The following is an 18,823-nucleotide window of genomic DNA, read 5'->3' on the forward strand; positions in this document are numbered from 1 at the left end:
TTGCCGCCCTTTACTGGCTTAAGGTAAACGTCACCAACAAAGGATTATGATCTGAGGCGTCCGAAGCGGGCGCCTCTGCCGCTTTCAGACTGAGCTGTTTAAAAAACACGTGATCAAGTGGCAGACCATTCACAAAACGGACCCGTTGATCGGGAGTAAAGCGCACTTCCTGTAACCCGTGCGCCGTCATTACCTGACTGAGCCATTGGGTCCGCTCCTCACTCCAGCTGTTAAAATCACCGGCGACGATAACCGGCCCCTGATGCTGATTAAGCTGACCGAGCAGTTGCTTAATCTGAGCCTGATACTCTGTGGTACCTAAGGTAAAGTTAATCGCGTGCAAATTCACCAGAGCCAGACTCTGGCCTGAACTGAGCGGATACAGGGCGTACAGGGCGGATTTAGGCAGTCTTAACCAGGGTTTCCAGCGCGGTAAAGGCGCACACCTGTTGCGGCGCTGCACGTGCAGCATTAAGAACACCCGCTGACTCACCAAGTACCTCAAACGCGTTGACCTGATTGGCCTGCCAGCGCCTTTGCTGCAGCCAGGCTTGCAATTCATCGCTCATACTCGCCTCCTGCAACAAGAGTAAATTCGCATCCGCACTCAAATCCTGCAACACCGATTGCCAGTCTGGCCGGTTCTGCTTATAAATGTTCCACACCACCAGCTTCAGCGTACCATCATGGTCGAGATAATCGTGGGCCGGATACTGAGAGCATTGCTGTGGCAAGGTATCGGTAAGGGGAGCAGCCTGAGTTAACTGTGGTTCATCTGGCACCGAAAACAGGACTGCAAAGCTGGCTGGCACCAGCAGGACAGCCAGCAGCAGTCCCCAGACTATAAGGCGTTTTTTCATCACAATTGATCCTGTCAGATATTACCTGCACCTTAGCACTGCGCTGATCACGCGACAAGCCAGCACGACTCTCAGTGCACTTTACTCACATGCCGCGGACAAAAAAATAAGGAGCCGAGGCTCCTTATTCAACAATTCAGGCAATCATGACGTGAGTTCACCCGGCAGGGGTTATACCGCGTCTTCGTCTTCTTCACCGGTACGGATACGCACTACGCGCTCCACTTCAGTAATAAAGATCTTACCATCACCAATTTTGCCGGTTTGAGCGGTTTCGATGATGGTTTCAACACAACGGTCCGCCACATCTTCTGTCACGACAATTTCCAGTTTCACTTTCGGCAGGAAATCGACCATGTACTCAGCGCCGCGGTACAGCTCGGTATGGCCTTTCTGACGGCCAAAACCTTTCACTTCAGATACTGTCATACCGGTAATACCGACTTCCGCCAGAGCTTCACGAACATCATCGAGTTTAAATGGCTTGATAATGGCTTCGATTTTTTTCATGTTCATCCCTTAAACTTCTCTTTGATAGCAATATTATCTGCTAGCCGTTGTAAACAATCAATAAAAAGCCCGAGCGAAGCTCGGGCTGTGTCTCAAACTGAGGGATAGATACCATTACAGGCTGGCGTAATAAGCCGCCAGGTTGGCAATATCCGTATCGCTCAGCATAGAGGCCTGAGGCTGCATAATCATAGCATTGCCGCCAGTACGCTCTTTGTTTTTGTATGCATTCAGTGCATTGATGATGTATTGCTCGCTCTGCCCTTTCAGGTTCGGATAGCCCGGAATTACCGCAATACCATCTGCGCCGTGACACGCTGCGCACACGGACGCTTTGGCTTTGCCTGCCGCTGCATCACCGGCTGCCATGGCATTGCCGGCCAGCAGACTCAGACCCAACATCATTCCCATCGTGAGTTTATTCATTGCTTACCCTTATTTTCCATATTGTTATACGCGTAGTTATCTACTTACTATACCAATATCCATATACGACAAATAAGATACATAAGACAAATATCTATAGTAAGACAAATTGCTATAGTAAGATAAATAGCTATATACGCTGTTTTTACACCCAAATATCACTGCTGCCAGATGAGCTCACCATCACTGCCGCTGAAATCACGCTCAACAAACAGACCGGCCACAGCAACAACCTGTTGCTGATACATGAGTATCGGTATCCGGCGTCGCTGCCAACTCGGAATCTGATACTCCTGAAACAGCTTTTTCAGTTTGCGTGAACCGGCTCTTCCCACCGGACAAGCCGATAATCCCTGCGGCTCAAAAATGACCCGTAAATGTTCCGGCTCGGCGGGAATACGCAGGTTACCACCAGGTGTGACACGCAACACAAGTTGCCCTATATCATCTGGTAAATCAAGTACCTGGTCAGGCTTAATCTGCCGACCCCAGGCGGAGACATCGGCCTGCTGGCCAACACAATATAAACGGCGATTAAAACGCCGGATGTCATACAGCCCTAATTTTAGCTTAGGATTCGCATCCTGCTCAGCCTGCGCCACTTCATGCCAGATGATATCAGTCTGGATACGGCTTGGCATATTCAACTCATGACGGTTCAGCCAGGCGCGCAGCAATTGCCGCCGCACCGCAGCACTGTGTCTGGTCAGGCTGTCAATCGCGAGACTTCCGTCGGCGTGCAGCGCCTGCTGCAGCGCATCCGTGAGTAATTCAGCCAGTACGCCTTCCTGTTCAGCACACAGTTCCGCACTGCGCTGCACCGCCTGACGAATAGCGGGCCAGCGCTGAGTGAGCAGCGGTGTCACCTCATGACGGAGAAAATTACGCTCATAACGGGTATCGAGATTACTTTCATCTTCCACCCAGGCTAACTGCTGCTGCGCAGCAAACGCTTCTATATCGCTCCTGGCGACAGTGAGCAGCGGCCGCAGCAACCGGCCTTGGCCAAACGCAGCGCTGCGCGGCATTGAAGCCAGTCCTTTCGGACCGCTGCCGCGCTTGAGTGCCAGTAAGAAGGTTTCCAGTTGATCATCACTGTGCTGGCCCAGCAGCAGACAACTGTGCTGGTCAATATGGCCAGACAACGCCGCATAACGCGCCTGGCGCGCCAGCTGTTCAATACTGTCACCCTGACCTGTCTCGAAGTTCACCCGCTCAACGCATAAGGGAACCGCTAACGCGTCGCACCAGGCCTGGCACTGCTCAGCCCACTCATCGGCATTAGTACTGAGGCCATGATGAACATGCACCGCTGAGATAAGGGTACCGTGCTGCGCGCGGTAACGTGCCAGCAGTTCCAGCATGACCCGCGAGTCAACGCCACCACTCAACGCCAGCACATAGTGCCGGGCCGGATGCTGACTCAGGGACTGACTGAAATGAGCGTATAGATCCATCATGACTCTTTGATCGAACAGGTAAGGAAAAGCGTGTGTATCTGCTCCAGTATATACACAAAGCCTCACTCTGGCAGCACAGGCCGCCAGGTTATTTGATTGACTTAAAAGCAAAAAGGCCGGACTGAGTCCGACCTTTTATCGTTATCGCGCAGAGCGGTATGCTAATCAGCAGTAACCGTAGCTCATCAGACGCTGGTAGCGGCGCTCAAGCAGAGACTCTTGATCCAGCTTTTCCAGATCTTCCAGCTGACGCAGCAGCGTCGCTTTCATATTAGCAGCCGTCTGTACGTGGTCACGATGCGCGCCACCCAGCGGCTCTTCAATGATTTCATCAATCAGCTCAAGCTCTTTCAGACGAGGAGCAACCAGGCCCATCGCTTCTGCAGCCTGAGGCGCTTTGTCTGAATCACGCCACAGAATCGAGGCACAACCTTCTGGCGAAATCACTGAGTAGGTTGAATATTGCAGCATGTTAACGTAGTCACCCACACCGATTGCCAGTGCACCACCTGAACCGCCTTCACCCACAACGTTACAGATAACAGGTACCGTCAGGCCTGCCATCACTTTGAGGTTTTTCGCGATCGCTTCAGACTGACCACGCTCTTCCGCGCCAACACCAGGATACGCACCTGCTGTATCGATGAAGGTGATGATTGGCATGTTGAAACGCTCAGCCATCTCCATCAGACGCAGAGCTTTACGGTAACCTTCCGGCTTTGGCATACCAAAGTTACGTTTCACTTTTTCACGCGTTTCGCGACCTTTCTGGTGACCAATCACCATCACCGGACGACCGTCCAGACGAGCCATACCGCCGACAATAGCTTTATCGTCAGCAAAGGCACGGTCACCAGCCAGTTTCGTCAAACTCAGTGAATACATTCTCGATGTAATCCAGAGTGTAAGGACGCTGCGGATGGCGTGCCATCTGCGCTACTTGCCATGCACCTAAGTCACTGAAGATTTTCTTTTTAAGCTCCAGGCTTTTCTTTTCTAGCTGTTCAATCTCTTTTTCCAGATCGACTGAAGTATCGCCGCCGTGACGTGAAACATCACGTAGCGCCTGAATCTTAGCTTCAAGTTCTACAATAGGTTTTTCAAATTCTAGAAAATTTAGGCTCATCTACCGATCCTTTTTTACTCAGCTCGCAATGGCGCAGCTGAATTTTAGTTAAATTCGAGTTCTACCTGGTCTTTGCCAAGCAACTGTTTTAATTCGTCTAACAATGTATCGCTTGGAGTGACACGCCACTCAGTGCCTAACGTCAGGCGTGCTCGCGCATCTGGGCGCTGGTAGTATACATTGACAGGGACAGTCCCTGCTCGGTGAGGCTCTAAGATGTGACTAAAGCGCTCAAAAAACTGCTCATTGATCTGCGATTGCTCAATCGAAACCGACAAGCCTCGGGCATATTTTTCACGCGCGCTACCCAAGTCCATGACTTCGCGCGCCGACATTTTAAGGCCACCGTTGAAGTCATCAAAGCTGACCTGTCCGGAAATAACCAAAATTTTATCTGTTTCTAACAATTCTGCATAGCGATCCAGCGCATCGGAAAATAACATCACTTCCATCCGGCCGCTACGATCATCAATTGTCATGATACCAATCCGGTTACCGCGTTTGGTCGTCATGACCCGTGCTGCGATGACCAGACCAGCCACAGTCACCGACTGATCGCGTCGGGTTGGCGTCGCCTCATTCAATCGACAACTGGTGTACTTGTTGAGTTCCTTCAGGTACGCATTAATCGGATGCCCGGTCAGGTAAAGACCCAATGTCTCGCGTTCACCTTCCAGCCACACTTTTTCCGGCCATTCATCGACCTGGGTGTACTTCTGCTCCACCTCTTCCGGCGCATCGGTCAGAACACCAAACATATCGGTCTGGCCAAATGCTTCCGCCTGGTGATGCTGACTGGCTGATTTCACCGCATCGCTCAATGAAGCCATCAGCGCCGCGCGATGCGGCCCGAGACGGTCCATGGCGCCGGCCAGAATCAGCTTCTCAATCACCCGTTTGTTGACTTTTTTCAGATCAATCCGCGCACAGAAATCGAACAGGTCCTTGAAGTAACCGCCTTTAGATCGAGCCTCCAGAATCGCTTCAATCGGCCCTTCACCGACACCTTTAATCGCCCCGATACCATACACTATCGCGCCGGCATCATCGACGTTAAACCGATACAGGCCGGAGTTAATGTCCGGTGGCAATACGGTCAGCCCCATGCGCATACACTCATCGACCAGGCCCACCACTTTCTCGGTGTTGTCCATATCCGCGGTCATTACCGCTGCCATGAACTCCGCCGGATAGTGAGTTTTGAGCCATAGCGTCTGGTACGATACTAAAGCATAGGCGGCTGAGTGCGATTTGTTAAACCCGTATCCGGCAAATTTTTCCACCAGATCGAAGATTTTCATCGCCAGTTCGCCGTCAACACCGTTATTTTCGGCCCCTGACTGGAACACAGCGCGCTGCTTAGCCATCTCTTCCGGTTTTTTCTTACCCATCGCCCGGCGCAACATATCCGCGCCACCTAAGGTATAGCCAGCCAGAACCTGGGCGATCTGCATGACCTGTTCCTGATAGAGAATGATGCCGTAGGTCGGCTCCAGAATCTCTTTCAGCGACTCGTGCTGCCATTTTTCATCCGGATAGGAGATGGCTTCACGACCATGCTTACGGTCGATAAAGTTATCTACCATGCCCGATTGCAGCGGGCCCGGACGGAACAGGGCAACCAGTGCGATGATGTCTTCAAAACAGTCCGGCTGCAGACGTTTAATCAGCTCTTTCATACCGCGCGATTCGAGCTGGAATACCGCGGTGGTTTCTGAGTTTTGTAAGACCCGGAACGAGGCCGGATCAGCCAGCGGAATTGACTCGATACGCACCGGCGCCTCACCGGCTTTTTCACGCCGCGGGTTAATCAGCCCCAGCGCCCAGTCGATGATGGTCAGGGTACGCAGGCCAAGGAAGTCAAACTTAACCAGACCGGCGTATTCGACGTCGTTCTTGTCAAACTGAGTCACCGGATGGTGGCCTTCAGCATCACAATACAGAGGTGCAAAATCGGTAATCGAGGTCGGGGAAATCACCACCCCGCCCGCGTGTTTACCGGCGTTACGTGTACACCCTTCCAGAATGCGACACATATCGATCAGTTCTTTAACTTCTTCGTCGGCTTCGTACAGCTCCGGCAGGGCCGGTTCGGCTTTAAACGCTTTTTCCAGCGTCATACCCGGGTCCGGCGGGATCATTTTCGAGATGCGATCGACAAAGCCAAACGGATGCCCCAGCACCCGGCCAACATCGCGAATTACCGCTTTCGCCGCCATGGTACCAAAGGTGATGATCTGCGATACCGCATCGCGGCCGTACATTTCCGCCACGTGATCAATCACCAGATCGCGTTTATCCATACAGAAGTCGACGTCGAAATCGGGCATGGATACCCGCTCCGGGTTAAGGAAGCGTTCGAACAGCAGATCGTATTCAAGCGGATCCAAATCGGTGATTTTCAGGGCGTAAGCCACCAGAGAACCAGCACCTGAGCCCCGCCCCGGGCCTACCGGAATATCGTTATCTTTCGACCATTGGATGAACTCCATTACGATCAGGAAGTAACCCGGGAATCCCATCTGGTTGATCACCTGCAGCTCGATCTCCAGACGCTCATCATAAGCCGGGCGACGCTCGGCTCTCACGGCCGGATCCGGAAACAGGAATTCCAGACGCTCTTCGAGGCCTTCCTGCGACTTTTTGACCAGGAATTCCGTTTCCAGCATCCCCTCAGTCGGGAATGCCGGCAGGAAATATTCGCCCAGACGTACAGTCACGTTACAGCGCTTGGCAATCTCGACACTGTTTTCCAGTGCCTCCGGAATATCGGCAAACAGATTGCACATCTCTTCTTCGCTGCGCAGATACTGCTGCGCGCTGTAGTTCTTTGGCCGGCGCGGGTCTTCTAAGGTGTAACCATCGTGAATCGCCACCCGGATTTCATGGGCATCGAACTGTTCCGGTTCAAGAAATACCACGTCGTTGGTCGCCACCACCGGCAGGTCGGCCTGCTCAGCCAGTTCAAGCGCAAAATGGAGATAACTTTCTTCATCGGCACGCCCGGTACGTACCAGTTCAAGATAAAAATGGTCAGCGAAATGGGTCTGGTAAAACTCGACACATTTCTCCACCAGCGCCTGGTTACCTTTCAGTAGCGCACGGCCGATATCACCGCTTTTCGCACCGGACAGCAGGATCAGGCCTTCGGAATATTTCACCAGCCACTCTTTATCAATCACCGGCTGGTGCTGAACATGACCACGCAGATACGCATCGGAGATCAGCAGGGTCAGGTTTTTGTAGCCTTGATTATTTTTAGCCAGGACAGTAATGCGGGTCAGCTCATCACCAAACTCGTCAGAACGCACGGCAAAGTCAGCGCCGACAATCGGCTTGATGCCACAGCCATGCGCAGTGCCATAGAACTTCACAAGACCACACAGGTTGGTAAAGTCGGTCAGGGCCATTGCCGGCATGCCCATTGCTGCCACTTTTTTCACCAGAGGCGGCACTTTTGACAGGCCGTCAACCATGGAGAAATCACTGTGAACACGTAAGTGGATAAACTTTGGGTCTGACATTTAATTCTGTCCTGGGGTACTGATAAATTTAACTGGCGCTTATTCTACGTAAATCTGCGCTGAGATACAGGGCTTATTCCTGTCTCAGCCATTGGCTAGTCGAGACCAAGAGCCCGCTTAACCGGGCCGAAACTGCGCCGGTGTTCGGCAATGACGCCATGTTGCTCAATGGCCGCAAAATGGGCCTTGGTCGGATAACCTTTATGCTGGGCAAAACCAAATTCGGGATGGGCCTTATCCAGCTCTTCCATCTCCTGATCGCGCACCACTTTAGCTATGATCGACGCCGCACTGATCTGCGCCACACGCAAATCGCCTTTGACCACAGCTTCAGCCGCCATAGGCAGCGCCGGGATCTTATTGCCGTCGACCAGCACCAGGTCCGGCTGTATTGCCAGCCCCTCCACTGCCCGCTGCATCGCCAGCATGGTGGCCTGGAAGATATTCAGCTCGTCGATTTCCTGCGGGCTGCAGCGACCGACCGACCAGGCCAGCGCTTTTTGTTGAATTTCCGGCAGCAACGCCAGGCGCTTTTTCTCCGACAATTTCTTCGAGTCGTTGAGTCCGGCAATCGGATTATTAGGATCGAGAATGACTGCCGCGGTCACCACATCGCCGACCAGCGGGCCGCGCCCGACTTCATCCACACCGGCAATACAGTGGAAACCGGCCGGAATCTGATACGGAGGAAGTTCTTGTTGCGGTTTTTTCGCCATAATCTGCTCTGAGCCTGAAATGTTGGATTGTGTGATTAGTGTTGAATGCTTTAATTAGTGTTGAACAAGAGCGAGTACGGCCTGCGCCGCCTGCTGGTCGGCGTCTTTACGAATCCAGTGATGCATCTGGTCAAATTTATCCAGCATCACCCGGTTGTCGCTGTCGAGTAACTGGCTGACTTCCCGGTAGAGGTTATCCACGGTGCAGTCATCCTGCAGCAGCTCTTTGACCAGCTCCTGCTCGGCAAGAATATTCGGCAGCGAAACGTACTTGGTTTTAAGCAGTCGTTTAGCCAGAAATGCCGTGATAGCATTGACCCGGTAACCAACCACCATAGGGCGTTTGAGCAGCATGCACTCCAGCGCAACCGTCCCCGACGCCAGCAACACCGCGTCGGATGCCGTAATCACATTACGCGCGGTATCATCGACCAGAAACAAAGTGCAGTTCAGGGGCTATCGCCTGCCAGGCCGCTTCAAATTGTTCACGTCGTTTCTGATTGACCAGAGCGACAACAAAACCGAGGTCCGGATAACTCTGCTGCAAACGCTGACAGGTGCGAATAAACGGCTCGGCCAGCATTTTCATCTCACTGCCCCGGCTGCCCGGCAGCACAGCCAGCCAGCGCTTCGCCGGATCAAGGCCCAGCAGTTGCTGCGCCGCCTGCTGATCACTCTGGAAAGGAATCGCATCGGCCAGGGTATGACCAATAAACTCACACGGCACATTAAATTTATCGTAGAAGGCTTTCTCAAACGGCAGAAACGCCAGTACCAGATTGGTCGCAGCTGCAATTTTAAAGATGCGCTTCTGGCGCCAGGCCCAGACAGACGGACTGACGTAGTGCACGGTTTTGATCCCGGCCTGCTTAAGATCGAGCTCAAGGCGCAGATTGAAATCCGGCGCATCGATACCGACAAACACATCCGGCGGATTAGTGGTGAAATACTTAACCAGCTCTGCTTTGACTTTAAGCAAACGCGGCAGACGTCCAAGCACTTCCACCAGTCCCATCACCGCCAGCTCTTCCATATCAAACAGAGACTGACAGCCCTGGGCCATCATCTTCGGACCACCAATGCCGACAAACTCAGCATCCGGATAGCGGGCTTTAACGGCTTTGATAAAGCCCTCGCCCAGGGTATCACCGGATAGCTCACCTGCCACAATGCCGATACGTAGTGGTTTTTTCACGCCGAATGTCCTCTATAAAACTAACTTATGCATTTTGGGCAGCAGCTTTGAGAAAAAGCGGCTGTCCAAAAAACATGACGCACAAAACACGCCGGGCTATAAAACACAAAAAGACCGTCCGCAGGCGGACGATCTTTTTCCATCATCGGATTAGCCGAGCTTAGCGGATAATGCCACGCTCAGAGCTCTCCAGCAGGTCAACAAAGCTCTGCACAGATGACCACTCAGCCGCCATCTCTTTCAGTACGACCAGGGCTTCAGCCTGAGTTTTACCGGCGCGGTAGATCTCTTTGTACGCTTTTTGCAGAGCTCGAATTTCTGCTTTTTCAAAGCCGTTACGCTTAAGACCAACCAGGTTAAGACCAAACGGAGACGCATGGTTACCCTGCGCCAGCACGTAAGCCGGTACATCCTGAACCACGGCAGAACAGCCGCCGATGTAGGCATAAGCGCCGACTGAGCAGAAACGGGTGAATCGCTGACAGAGCCATGACACCTGCGTAATCATGCACGGTCACGTGACCGCCCAGAATCGCGTTGTTACCAATGTGCGTGTGGTTGCCCACAATCACATCGTGCGCAATGTGCGCATTAACACATAGCAGGTTGTCGTTGCCGACCACGGTTTCGTGTTTATCCTGCGTGGTACCACGGTGGATCTGGACTGCTTCACGAATGACGTTACGGTCACCGATGATAACGCGCGTATCTTCGCCGCCGTACTTCTTGTCCTGGTTCTCTTCACCAATGACAGCATGCGGGAAAATGCGGTTGTCTTTGCCGATTACTGTGTTGCCTTTGATCACAACATGCGACATCACTTCCGTGCCTTCACCAATGGTGACGCCGGCAGTAATGTAAGTAAATGGCCCAACCGTGACATTAGCGCCAATCACTGCGCCGTCTTCGACCACCGCTGCCGGGTGGATTTGTGCCGTTTCGTGGATCATATTAAAATTCTCTGCGTGCACATTTCAGTTCAGCTGAACACACCACTTCACCGTCAACTTTCGCAACGCCATTAAACAGTGCGATACCGCGACGCTCTTTAACGAATTCCACTTCAATCATCAGCTGGTCACCAGGACCCACTGGTTTACGGAATTTTGCGTTGTCGATGCTGGCAAAGTAGTACAGCTCGTTTTCTTTTGGCGCACCGAAGGTTTTGAATGCCAGCAGGCCGGTTGCCTGTGCCATAGCTTCAAGGATCAGTACACCAGGAAAGACTGGAAGCTGGGGAAAATGACCGGTGAACTGAGGTTCATTCACTGAAACATTCTTAAGGCCAATCAGGTATTTACCTTCTTCATAATCCGTTACGCGATCAATCAGCAGAAAAGGATAACGGTGTGGAAGAAGCTCCTGAATTTCAGTGATATTCATCATTTTCTTTTCAGTAGTCAAAGTCATATTCCTATTTATCAATACAAAAATTAATTAGGGCATTATAGACGAAAAAGACTCGCATATTGCGAGCCTTTTTAACAAAAAACCGGAATTATGATTCCGCTTTTTGCTCAAGCAGCTTCTCTACCGCCTTTAAGCGCTTATTCATCTCATCAATACGATGAACGCGAGCTGCTGTCTTACGCCACTCTTTATTAGGTTGCAGCGGAATGCCTGAAGAGTACATGCCCTTCTCATCAATACTGCGCATCACCATCCCCATACCGGTAATGGTAACACCGTCTGCTATCGTGATATGGCCGTTAATTACCGACGCGCCGCCGATGATACAGTATTTACCGATCGTCGTACTACCGGCCACAATAGTACCACCGGCCATGGCTGTACCATATCCGATGTGCACGTTGTGGGCGATTTGGAGTTGGTTATCGAGAATAACGTTATCTTCAATCACGGTATCATCGAGTGCACCACGGTCAATGGTGGTACACGCCCCGATTTCAACCCGGTTACCGATACGCACTGAGCCAAGCTGAGGAATTTTAATCCACTCGCCACGCTCATTGGCATAACCGAAACCATCCGAGCCAATCACAGTGCCGGACTGCACCAGGCAGTCCGTACCGATAGCCACATCATGATAAATACTGACGTTAGCCCACAGCTTAGTATTGTTACCCAGCTTAGCATTTTGGCCAATAAAGCAACCTGCGCCAATTACCACGTTATCACCCAGCTCAGCGCCAGATTCAATCACCGCATTGGCGCCAATTGAAACATTACTTCCTAACTTAGCGTCCTCGGCCACCACTGCACTCGGTGCAATGCCGCCTTTAGCCGGCGCCGGAGTGGTATCCAGAGCCTGTGCCACCTTAGCAAACGCCACATAAGGGTCTGCAACCACCAGAGCGTTGGATGGGCATAGCGCCTGCTCCGCCGCTTTCACCATGATCACGGTGGCTTGACACTCTGCCAGGTGTTTACTGTATTTCGGATTTGACAGGAAGGTTACATCTCCCTGCTGTGCGCGATTCATCGGCGCAACGGCAGATACCACTGCGCTGCTGTCACCGTGAACCTCGCCCCCAGTAATCGTTGCCAATTCGGCTAAAGTTAGTGTTGTCATAATGATTTAATTATTTAATTGCTTTGATAACTTGTTCGGAAATATTGTACTCAGGCTTGCCGTATTGCATTGCACTCACGTCAATGATCATATCGTAGCCATCTTTTTCCGCTACTTTTTGTACTGCATCCTGAATCACTTTGAACAGTTTTTGCTTCTCTTCTGCTTCACGACGCTTAGACGCTTGATCCAGTGCCTGAGCTTTGATCTTGTATTTGCTGTCCAGCTGACCAATCTCAATACGCAGTTTCTCTACGTCTGCTTCGCTCATCAGTTTCTGAATCGCGTTTCAGTTTCTCGATTTTGGTCTTAGCTTCAGCCTGAATGCTTTGCAGTTCAGCCGCTTTATCCTTGAACTCTTCCTGCATCTTTTGCAGAACCACATCACGCTGTGGCAGAGCCTGGAAGACTTGTGCAGTGTTAATGAAACCCACTTTTTGCGCAGCTTCAGCCGCCTGCGCAATAAATGAAGAGCTGAGTACAATAAGGCTAACACCTGCAGCTTTGATGATGTTTTTCAAAATAGCTTCCTCTATTAGAAGGTTCGTCCGATTGTGAAAGTGAAGAATTCTTCGTCGTCACCTTCGTATTTCTCAATAGGTTTCGCCAGTGAGAACACCAGTGGTCCCATCGGCGACATCCATTGCAGCGCCACACCGTAAGATGAGCGGTAGTTGGTTGGATCCGAGTAATCGTAGTAATAGTTAGCACCGTAAGCGGCACCACCATCACGGTAGTCAAATTCGGTATCCCACACGCTGGCCATATCGTAGAAAATACTGGTACGAATCTGGTTACGTGCTTCATCCGATGCGAAAGGCGTCGGAACGATCAGCTCCACGCTGCCGAGGGCAACCGCGTTACCGCCCACTGAATCATCGGTCGCGGTATCCGCACCGTTGTTCGAGCCGGAGTAATCACGATACACCGCTTTAGGACCAGCAGAGTTCGAGCCAAATCCACGCAGCGAGGTAAAGCCACCTGCGTAAAAGTTTTCATAGAACGGATAGAGGTTATCTTTGCCGTCGGTCTGACCATAGCCGTTACCGTAACCTAAGCGGCCACGCAGTAACAGCGTAAACTCATGCTTTTTGGTCAGCGGAATGTACTGACGCACATCATATTGCAGTTTAAAGTACTTGGCATCCGAGCCAGGTACGGTCATTTTGGCCGACGCACGCTGATAGTTACCTGCGGTCGGGAAGTAACCTTTATTAAGGTTATTGCGGGTCCAGGCCACGTTGATATCAAAGTCATCGGTGATCAGACTGCCGTCTGAGTCCATGTTGCTTTCCTGAGCACGCAGGAACTGCTCAACCTGCAGGTAAGGCGTCAGGTTACCGATCTTGTTGTGGGTGTAGCCGACACCAAACTCAAAACGGTTCAGTTCATCAAACGGGAAACCCCAGGTCAGACTGGTGCCGTAACTTTCGTTGGTATAGTCAACAATACCGGCTTCTGATGCTTCAAACTTGTTGAAGAACACTTTGCCGCCCAGGCTGACGCCGTCGATGTTCCAGTACGGGTCACGATATTCCAGCGTGATGTTACGCTGATAATCGTTGGTGGTCGCGTTAATACCAACCCGGTTACCGGTACCAAGGAAGTTATCCTGAGTCAGACCCACGGTAAAGCTCACGCCTGATTCGGTACCGTAGCCAACACCAAAGTTGACGCTGCCCGAGTTGGCTTCTTTGACGTTATACACCAGGTCAACCTGGTCATCAGTACCCGGTACACGTACCGTCTGCACATCAACGGTTTCAAAGAAACCAAGACGGTTGAGACGGGCTTTACCGGTATCAATCGCTTTCGAGTTCAGCCAGGAGCCTTCCATCTGACGCATCTCACGGCGCAGTACTTCATCTTTGGTCGCATTGTTACCGACAAAACGGATATCACGTACATACATACGTTTGCCCGTTTCAACGTTAATCACCAAAGATACCTGCTGTGTTTCATCGTCAAATTCAGGAATAGTCCGCACCTGAGGATAAGCATAACCTGCTTCACCCAGTTCACGTTTGATTGACTCTTCCAGCTGTGTCACCGCCGACCCCTGATAGGTTTCACCCATCTCAAACGGGATCATGGCTTTAAAGTCATCTTCTTTGCCAATCAGCTCACCACGGAATTTGACATCCTTCACCGTATAAGGCTTACCCTCGTTGAGGTTCATGGTGATATACACACCCTTTTTATCGGGTGAGATAGAAACGTTGGTCGAGTCCACCTGGAACTTGAGGTAACCACGATCGAGATAGAAGGAGCGCAGCGCTTCAATATCACCGGCCAGAAACCTGCTTCTGATATTTATCATCAGACAGGAAGTTCCACCACGCGACATCCACATTAAGATTAAAACGCGAGCGCAGCTCTTCATCTGAGAAGACATCATTACCGATAAAGTTGATCTGCTGAATTTTAGCCGAGACACCTTCGGTGAAGACAAATTTCAGGTCGGCACGGTTACGTGGCAGCGGTGTGACAACCGCTTTAACCGTGGCGTTGTATTTACCTACACTGTAGTAGAAATCTTCCAGGCCCTTTTCGATGTTGCTCAGCTTAGTGCGATCCAGTGCCTCACCAACGCGAATGCCGGAAGCATCCAGGTTCTGTTGCAACTGCTCTTCTTTAATCGCCTTGTTGCCGGAAAAAGAGACGCTAGCAATTGTCGGACGCTCTTTGACCTGCACCATCAAAGTATCGCCGTCACGCAGCACTTTGACATCTTCAAAGTTACCGGAGGCGTAAAGGGCTTTAATGATCTCGGCCACGTCCTGAGAATCCACGGTATCGCCAACCCGTACCGGCATTTTCAATAATGCGGCACCCAGCGCTACGCGTTGCAAACCCTCAATCTGAATGTCCTGCACAACAAAGTTTTCGGCACTGTGCGCTGACACGCTTGTTGCGAGCAGTGTCGCGAACAGGATTTTTTTCATTGCCATATTTGTTTTAGTTAGTCCTTACTACAACCTTTGCCTAATGCGTATCAATCACAGGCGAGTAAAATCGTTAAATATTGCCACGGCCATCAGAGAGAAAATGATCATACCACCGATGCGGTAGCCCATTTCCTGTACTCTTTCCGGTACCGGACGACGAATGACAGCCTCAATGGCAAAAAACAGCAGGTGGCCGCCATCAAGCATCGGCAGAGGAACCAGATTAATGATCCCTAAGTTAACGCTGATCAACGCCAGAAAACCAAGGAAGTAGACCAGACCGTAATCCGCGGTCGTCCCGGCCCCTTTGGCAATCGAAATCGGGCCACTCAGGTTATTCAGGCCGACATCCCCTACCAGCAGTTTTTTCAGCATGCTGATCGTCAGATCAATAATCTGCCCGGTTTTATCAACCGCTTTTCCGATCGATTCAAATACACCAAATTGCAGTTCAAATCGATAATTTTCCGGCCAATCTGCGATTTTTGGCGCAATCCCCGCAAAACCAATCACTTTTCCTTGAGACAGCTCTCGCGCCTGTGGATTCAGCTCTACCGACAGGCTCTGCTGATCACGCTCAAGGTCAAGCGTCAAGGATTGCTCAGGGTGTGCCTGAATCGCCTCAACCACCTGTTGCCAGTCTGTAATCGGCTGACCGTCAATGCGGGTCAGCACATCCCCTACCTGTAATCCGGCGCGCTCTCCGGCTCCGCCGGCAGACACACTGGTCAACTCCGGCGAAATTGCAGGGGTAAATGGATTAAATCCAAGCGCTCCCATAGCAGACTCTGATTCAGGATCAAAGTTCCAACTGCTCAGGTCAAAAGTTTTGATTTCGTCGACACCGACACCGTCTGGTGAAGAAACCGTCATCGTCATGCGCTGATCGCCAATATGGGAAATCAGCCCCATGTTCACCGATTCCCAGTCCGGCGTTTCCACCCCGGAGACGGATTTAATTTCCATCCCCGACTGCAGGCCGGCATCGGCAGCGATCGAATACGGGGTTACAGTACCGACCACCGGCTTAACGGCCGGGATGCCGATCATAAATACCAGCCAGTAGGCAAACACGGCAAAGATAAAGTTAAATGCCGGACCGGCACTGACAATCGCACTGCGTTGCCAGAGCGGCTTTTTATCAAACGCAAACTGCTGCTGTTTCTGGCGCTACATCATCGACACGCCCGTCGAGCATCTTGACGTAACCACCCAGCGGAATCATGGCAATACTGTACTCAGTGCCATCTTTACCGATCCGTTTCCAGATAGACTTACCAAAGCCGATCGAGAATTTTTCGACCCGGACACCACATTTTCTTGCTACCCAGAAATGGCCGTATTCATGCACAGCCACCAAAATGCCCAGGGCAACAATAAACGACACCAGATTCCACAATATGCCACTCATAACAATCGCTCTTTTAACTCCTGAGATGCCAGACTGCGAGCCATTGTATCCAGCTCCAACAGGCTTTCCAAGGTATAGGAATGTAACGGATTATTCATGCCGCAAATTTTAGACAACACCTGCTGGTTAATAGTTGCGATATCAGTAAACCGGATTTGACCGTTCAAAAATGCCTCAACCGCCACCTCATTCGCCGCATTGAGTGAAGTCGTGGCATGCTGGCCTTCGTAGCAGGCGTCGATGGCCAGCTTAAGACACGGATAGCGCTGGTAATCGACATCCATAAAAGTCAGTTCACTCAAACGGGTAAAATCAAGCGGAGCCACTCCGGCTCCGACCCGCTCCGGATACGCCAGAGTATGAGCAATCGGTGTCGCCATGTCCTGCTCACCTAGCTGGGCAATCACAGAACCATCACGGTACTGCACCATGGAGTGAATCACCGACTGGGGATGAATCAGCACTTTGAGCTGCTGCGGCGCCGCGTTAAACAGCCATTTGGCTTCAATAAATTCCAGACCTTTATTCATCATAGTGGCGGAATCGACCGAAATTTTGGGCCCCATCGACCAGTTTGGATGGGCGATCGCCTGCTGCGGCGTCACATCAGATAACGTGTTGATATCACTATAACGGAAAGGACCACCGGAGCCGGTCAGCAGAATGTGAGAAACGCCGCTTTGGGCAAGATCACAACGTCCGAGACGAGTCTGAATTTCCACTGGCAGGCACTGGAAAATCGCATTGTGCTCGCTGTCGACCGGCATCAGCTCTGCGCCGAACTCTTCCACTGCGTCAATAAACAGCTGGCCGGACATCACCAGGGCTTCTTTATTGGCGAGCAGAAACGCGTTTACCGGCTTTGACCGCGGCCATGGTCGGCAGCAGCCCTGCTGCACCGACAATCGCCGCCATCACGGTGTCGACTTCATCGCAGGCAGCAACCTGACACATAGCGTCAGTGCCGTACAGCACCTCGACATTCAGCTTAAGTTCACGCAGTTGCGCCTGCAGTGTCTGCGCGGCTTGCGCCGTGGCCATCACCGCATATTTCGGCTGCCAACGCTGGCAAAGCTCACGCATTTTGTCAACATTGCCACCTGCCGCCAGTGCGACCACGGTAAATTGTTCAGGATTCTCTGCGACTACCTTGAGCGTACTGGCTCCGATTGAACCCGTTGCCCCCAGAATCGTTAATTTACGCATAGCAAAAACCGTTGTGATTAAAGATGAGCAGGCCAAATGCCTGCTCAAACATTAGAACAAGAAGTATAGAAGAGCGAATACAGGGAAAGCAGCCGTCAGGCTGTCGATACGATCCAGAATACCACCGTGTCCGGGAATGATGTTGCTGCTGTCTTTGATGCCGGAGACACGTTTAAACATGCTCTCGACCAAATCACCCAGCACCGAGATAACCACAGTGAGCAAAATGGTCAGCAACATAACCGGTAAAGAACTGAATTCAATGGCGAACAGATCCGCAAACACCCAACCAACCAGCATGGCAGCGATCACACCGCCCACCAGACCTTCGATGGTTTTATTCGGACTCACCGCCGGAGCCATTTTGTGTTTACCGAAGCTTTTTCCGGAAAAATAGGCGCCGCTATCGGCCGACCAGACGATCAGGCACACAAACAGCACCAGTTTGGCACCGTGGAAAAAATCACTGTCTATCTGCTCTGCACGCAGAAACACCACGCTCCAGAAAAACGGCAGCAGGGTCAGCAGCCCAAACGCATGGCGTGAGACATTGCAGCCTTCCCACCAGCTACGTGATTTCGGATAAGTGATCGCGAGAAAACTTGAGTACAGCCACCACAGCGTACCCAGCACTAATACAGCATAATGCAGCGTTGAAGGCTCACGTAGATCGGCGGCTGCCGGAGAAATAATAAAAAAGCTTGCTCCACCAACGATAACCGCCGGTAACAGCGCAGAGTAACGTGAAGAGTGCTCAACAAACTGAGTCCACTCCCAAAAGCCCAATAAGGTAACTACGGCCAGAGCGGCCACAAACCAAGCCAGCGGCAAATAGACAATGCCGGCAATCACCAGAGGGGCAAGAATGAGCGCGGTTATAATTCTTTGCTTCAAACTCAGAAATCCTA

At 51.5% G+C, this 18,823-nt stretch carries 8 protein-coding genes and 8 pseudogenes; all 16 read right to left on the minus strand.

Annotated features, from left to right (window positions below; all coding sequences use genetic code 11):
* Positions 1 to 10: 10 nt before the first annotated feature.
* Positions 11 to 860: pseudogene (locus tag ABDK09_20040) on the minus strand (endonuclease/exonuclease/phosphatase family protein).
* Positions 861 to 1,031: 171 nt separating this feature from the next.
* The gene (gene glnB, locus ABDK09_20045) at positions 1,032 to 1,370 is read right to left on the minus strand and encodes a nitrogen regulatory protein P-II (protein ID XAW89138.1); all 339 of its coding nucleotides are present in this window, start codon (positions 1,368 to 1,370) and stop codon (positions 1,032 to 1,034) included.
* A 114-nt stretch (positions 1,371 to 1,484) separates the two neighbouring features.
* Complete coding sequence (locus tag ABDK09_20050) at positions 1,485 to 1,796, minus strand: cytochrome c (GenBank protein ID XAW89139.1); 312 nt, start codon at positions 1,794 to 1,796, stop codon at positions 1,485 to 1,487.
* Between the two features lie 158 nt (positions 1,797 to 1,954).
* Positions 1,955 to 3,256 (minus strand): tRNA lysidine(34) synthetase TilS, encoded by a 1,302-nt coding sequence (gene tilS / locus ABDK09_20055; protein ID XAW89140.1) that lies wholly within the window; start codon positions 3,254 to 3,256, stop codon positions 1,955 to 1,957.
* A 165-nt stretch (positions 3,257 to 3,421) separates the two neighbouring features.
* A pseudogene (gene accA / locus ABDK09_20060) lies at positions 3,422 to 4,382 on the minus strand (acetyl-CoA carboxylase carboxyl transferase subunit alpha).
* Positions 4,383 to 4,426: 44 nt separating this feature from the next.
* Positions 4,427 to 7,906: a DNA polymerase III subunit alpha gene (gene dnaE / locus ABDK09_20065; protein XAW89141.1), complete on the minus strand. Its 3,480-nt coding sequence runs from the start codon at positions 7,904 to 7,906 to the stop codon at positions 4,427 to 4,429.
* Positions 7,907 to 8,001: 95 nt separating this feature from the next.
* Positions 8,002 to 8,622, minus strand: coding sequence for a ribonuclease HII (gene rnhB / locus ABDK09_20070; protein ID XAW89142.1), 621 nt, complete (start codon positions 8,620 to 8,622; stop codon positions 8,002 to 8,004).
* A gap of 54 nt (positions 8,623 to 8,676) precedes the next feature.
* A pseudogene (gene lpxB, locus ABDK09_20075) lies at positions 8,677 to 9,817 on the minus strand (lipid-A-disaccharide synthase).
* Positions 9,818 to 9,977: 160 nt separating this feature from the next.
* Positions 9,978 to 10,767, minus strand: a pseudogene (gene lpxA, locus ABDK09_20080) (acyl-ACP--UDP-N-acetylglucosamine O-acyltransferase).
* Position 10,768: 1 nt separating this feature from the next.
* Entirely contained in the window at positions 10,769 to 11,200 is a 432-nt protein-coding gene (gene fabZ / locus ABDK09_20085) for a 3-hydroxyacyl-ACP dehydratase FabZ (GenBank protein ID XAW90791.1), read from the minus strand.
* A gap of 115 nt (positions 11,201 to 11,315) precedes the next feature.
* On the minus strand, positions 11,316 to 12,350 hold the full coding sequence (lpxD, locus tag ABDK09_20090) for a UDP-3-O-(3-hydroxymyristoyl)glucosamine N-acyltransferase (protein ID XAW89143.1): 1,035 nt from the start codon (positions 12,348 to 12,350) through the stop codon (positions 11,316 to 11,318).
* Positions 12,351 to 12,360: 10 nt separating this feature from the next.
* A pseudogene (locus tag ABDK09_20095) lies at positions 12,361 to 12,871 on the minus strand (OmpH family outer membrane protein).
* A gap of 14 nt (positions 12,872 to 12,885) precedes the next feature.
* Positions 12,886 to 15,301: pseudogene (gene bamA, locus ABDK09_20100) on the minus strand (outer membrane protein assembly factor BamA).
* 48 nt (positions 15,302 to 15,349) lie between these two features.
* Positions 15,350 to 16,709 (minus strand): annotated as a pseudogene (rseP, locus tag ABDK09_20105) (sigma E protease regulator RseP).
* Positions 16,706 to 17,915: pseudogene (ispC, locus tag ABDK09_20110) on the minus strand (1-deoxy-D-xylulose-5-phosphate reductoisomerase). Before ispC ends, rseP begins: the two co-directional pseudogenes overlap by 4 nt.
* Positions 17,916 to 17,966: 51 nt before the next feature.
* Complete coding sequence (locus tag ABDK09_20115) at positions 17,967 to 18,809, minus strand: phosphatidate cytidylyltransferase (protein XAW89144.1); 843 nt, start codon at positions 18,807 to 18,809, stop codon at positions 17,967 to 17,969.
* Positions 18,810 to 18,823: the final 14 nt, after the last annotated feature.

This window comes from Vibrio sp. CDRSL-10 TSBA (assembly GCA_039696685.1).
Classification (GTDB): domain Bacteria; phylum Pseudomonadota; class Gammaproteobacteria; order Enterobacterales; family Vibrionaceae; genus Vibrio.

Bases quoted from the DNA above. Each gene is read 5' to 3' on its own strand.
- glnB (XAW89138.1), bottom strand. From the start codon at position 1,370: ATGAAAAAAATCGAAGCCATTATCAAGCCATTTAAACTCGATGATGTT.
- ABDK09_20050 (XAW89139.1), bottom strand. From the start codon at position 1,796: ATGAATAAACTCACGATGGGAATGATGTTGGGTCTGAGTCTGCTGGCC.
- tilS (XAW89140.1), bottom strand. From the start codon at position 3,256: ATGATGGATCTATACGCTCATTTCAGTCAGTCCCTGAGTCAGCATCCG.
- dnaE (XAW89141.1), bottom strand. From the start codon at position 7,906: ATGTCAGACCCAAAGTTTATCCACTTACGTGTTCACAGTGATTTCTCC.
- rnhB (XAW89142.1), bottom strand. From the start codon at position 8,622: ATGGCGAAAAAACCGCAACAAGAACTTCCTCCGTATCAGATTCCGGCC.
- fabZ (XAW90791.1), bottom strand. From the start codon at position 11,200: ATGAATATCACTGAAATTCAGGAGCTTCTTCCACACCGTTATCCTTTT.
- lpxD (XAW89143.1), bottom strand. From the start codon at position 12,350: ATGACAACACTAACTTTAGCCGAATTGGCAACGATTACTGGGGGCGAG.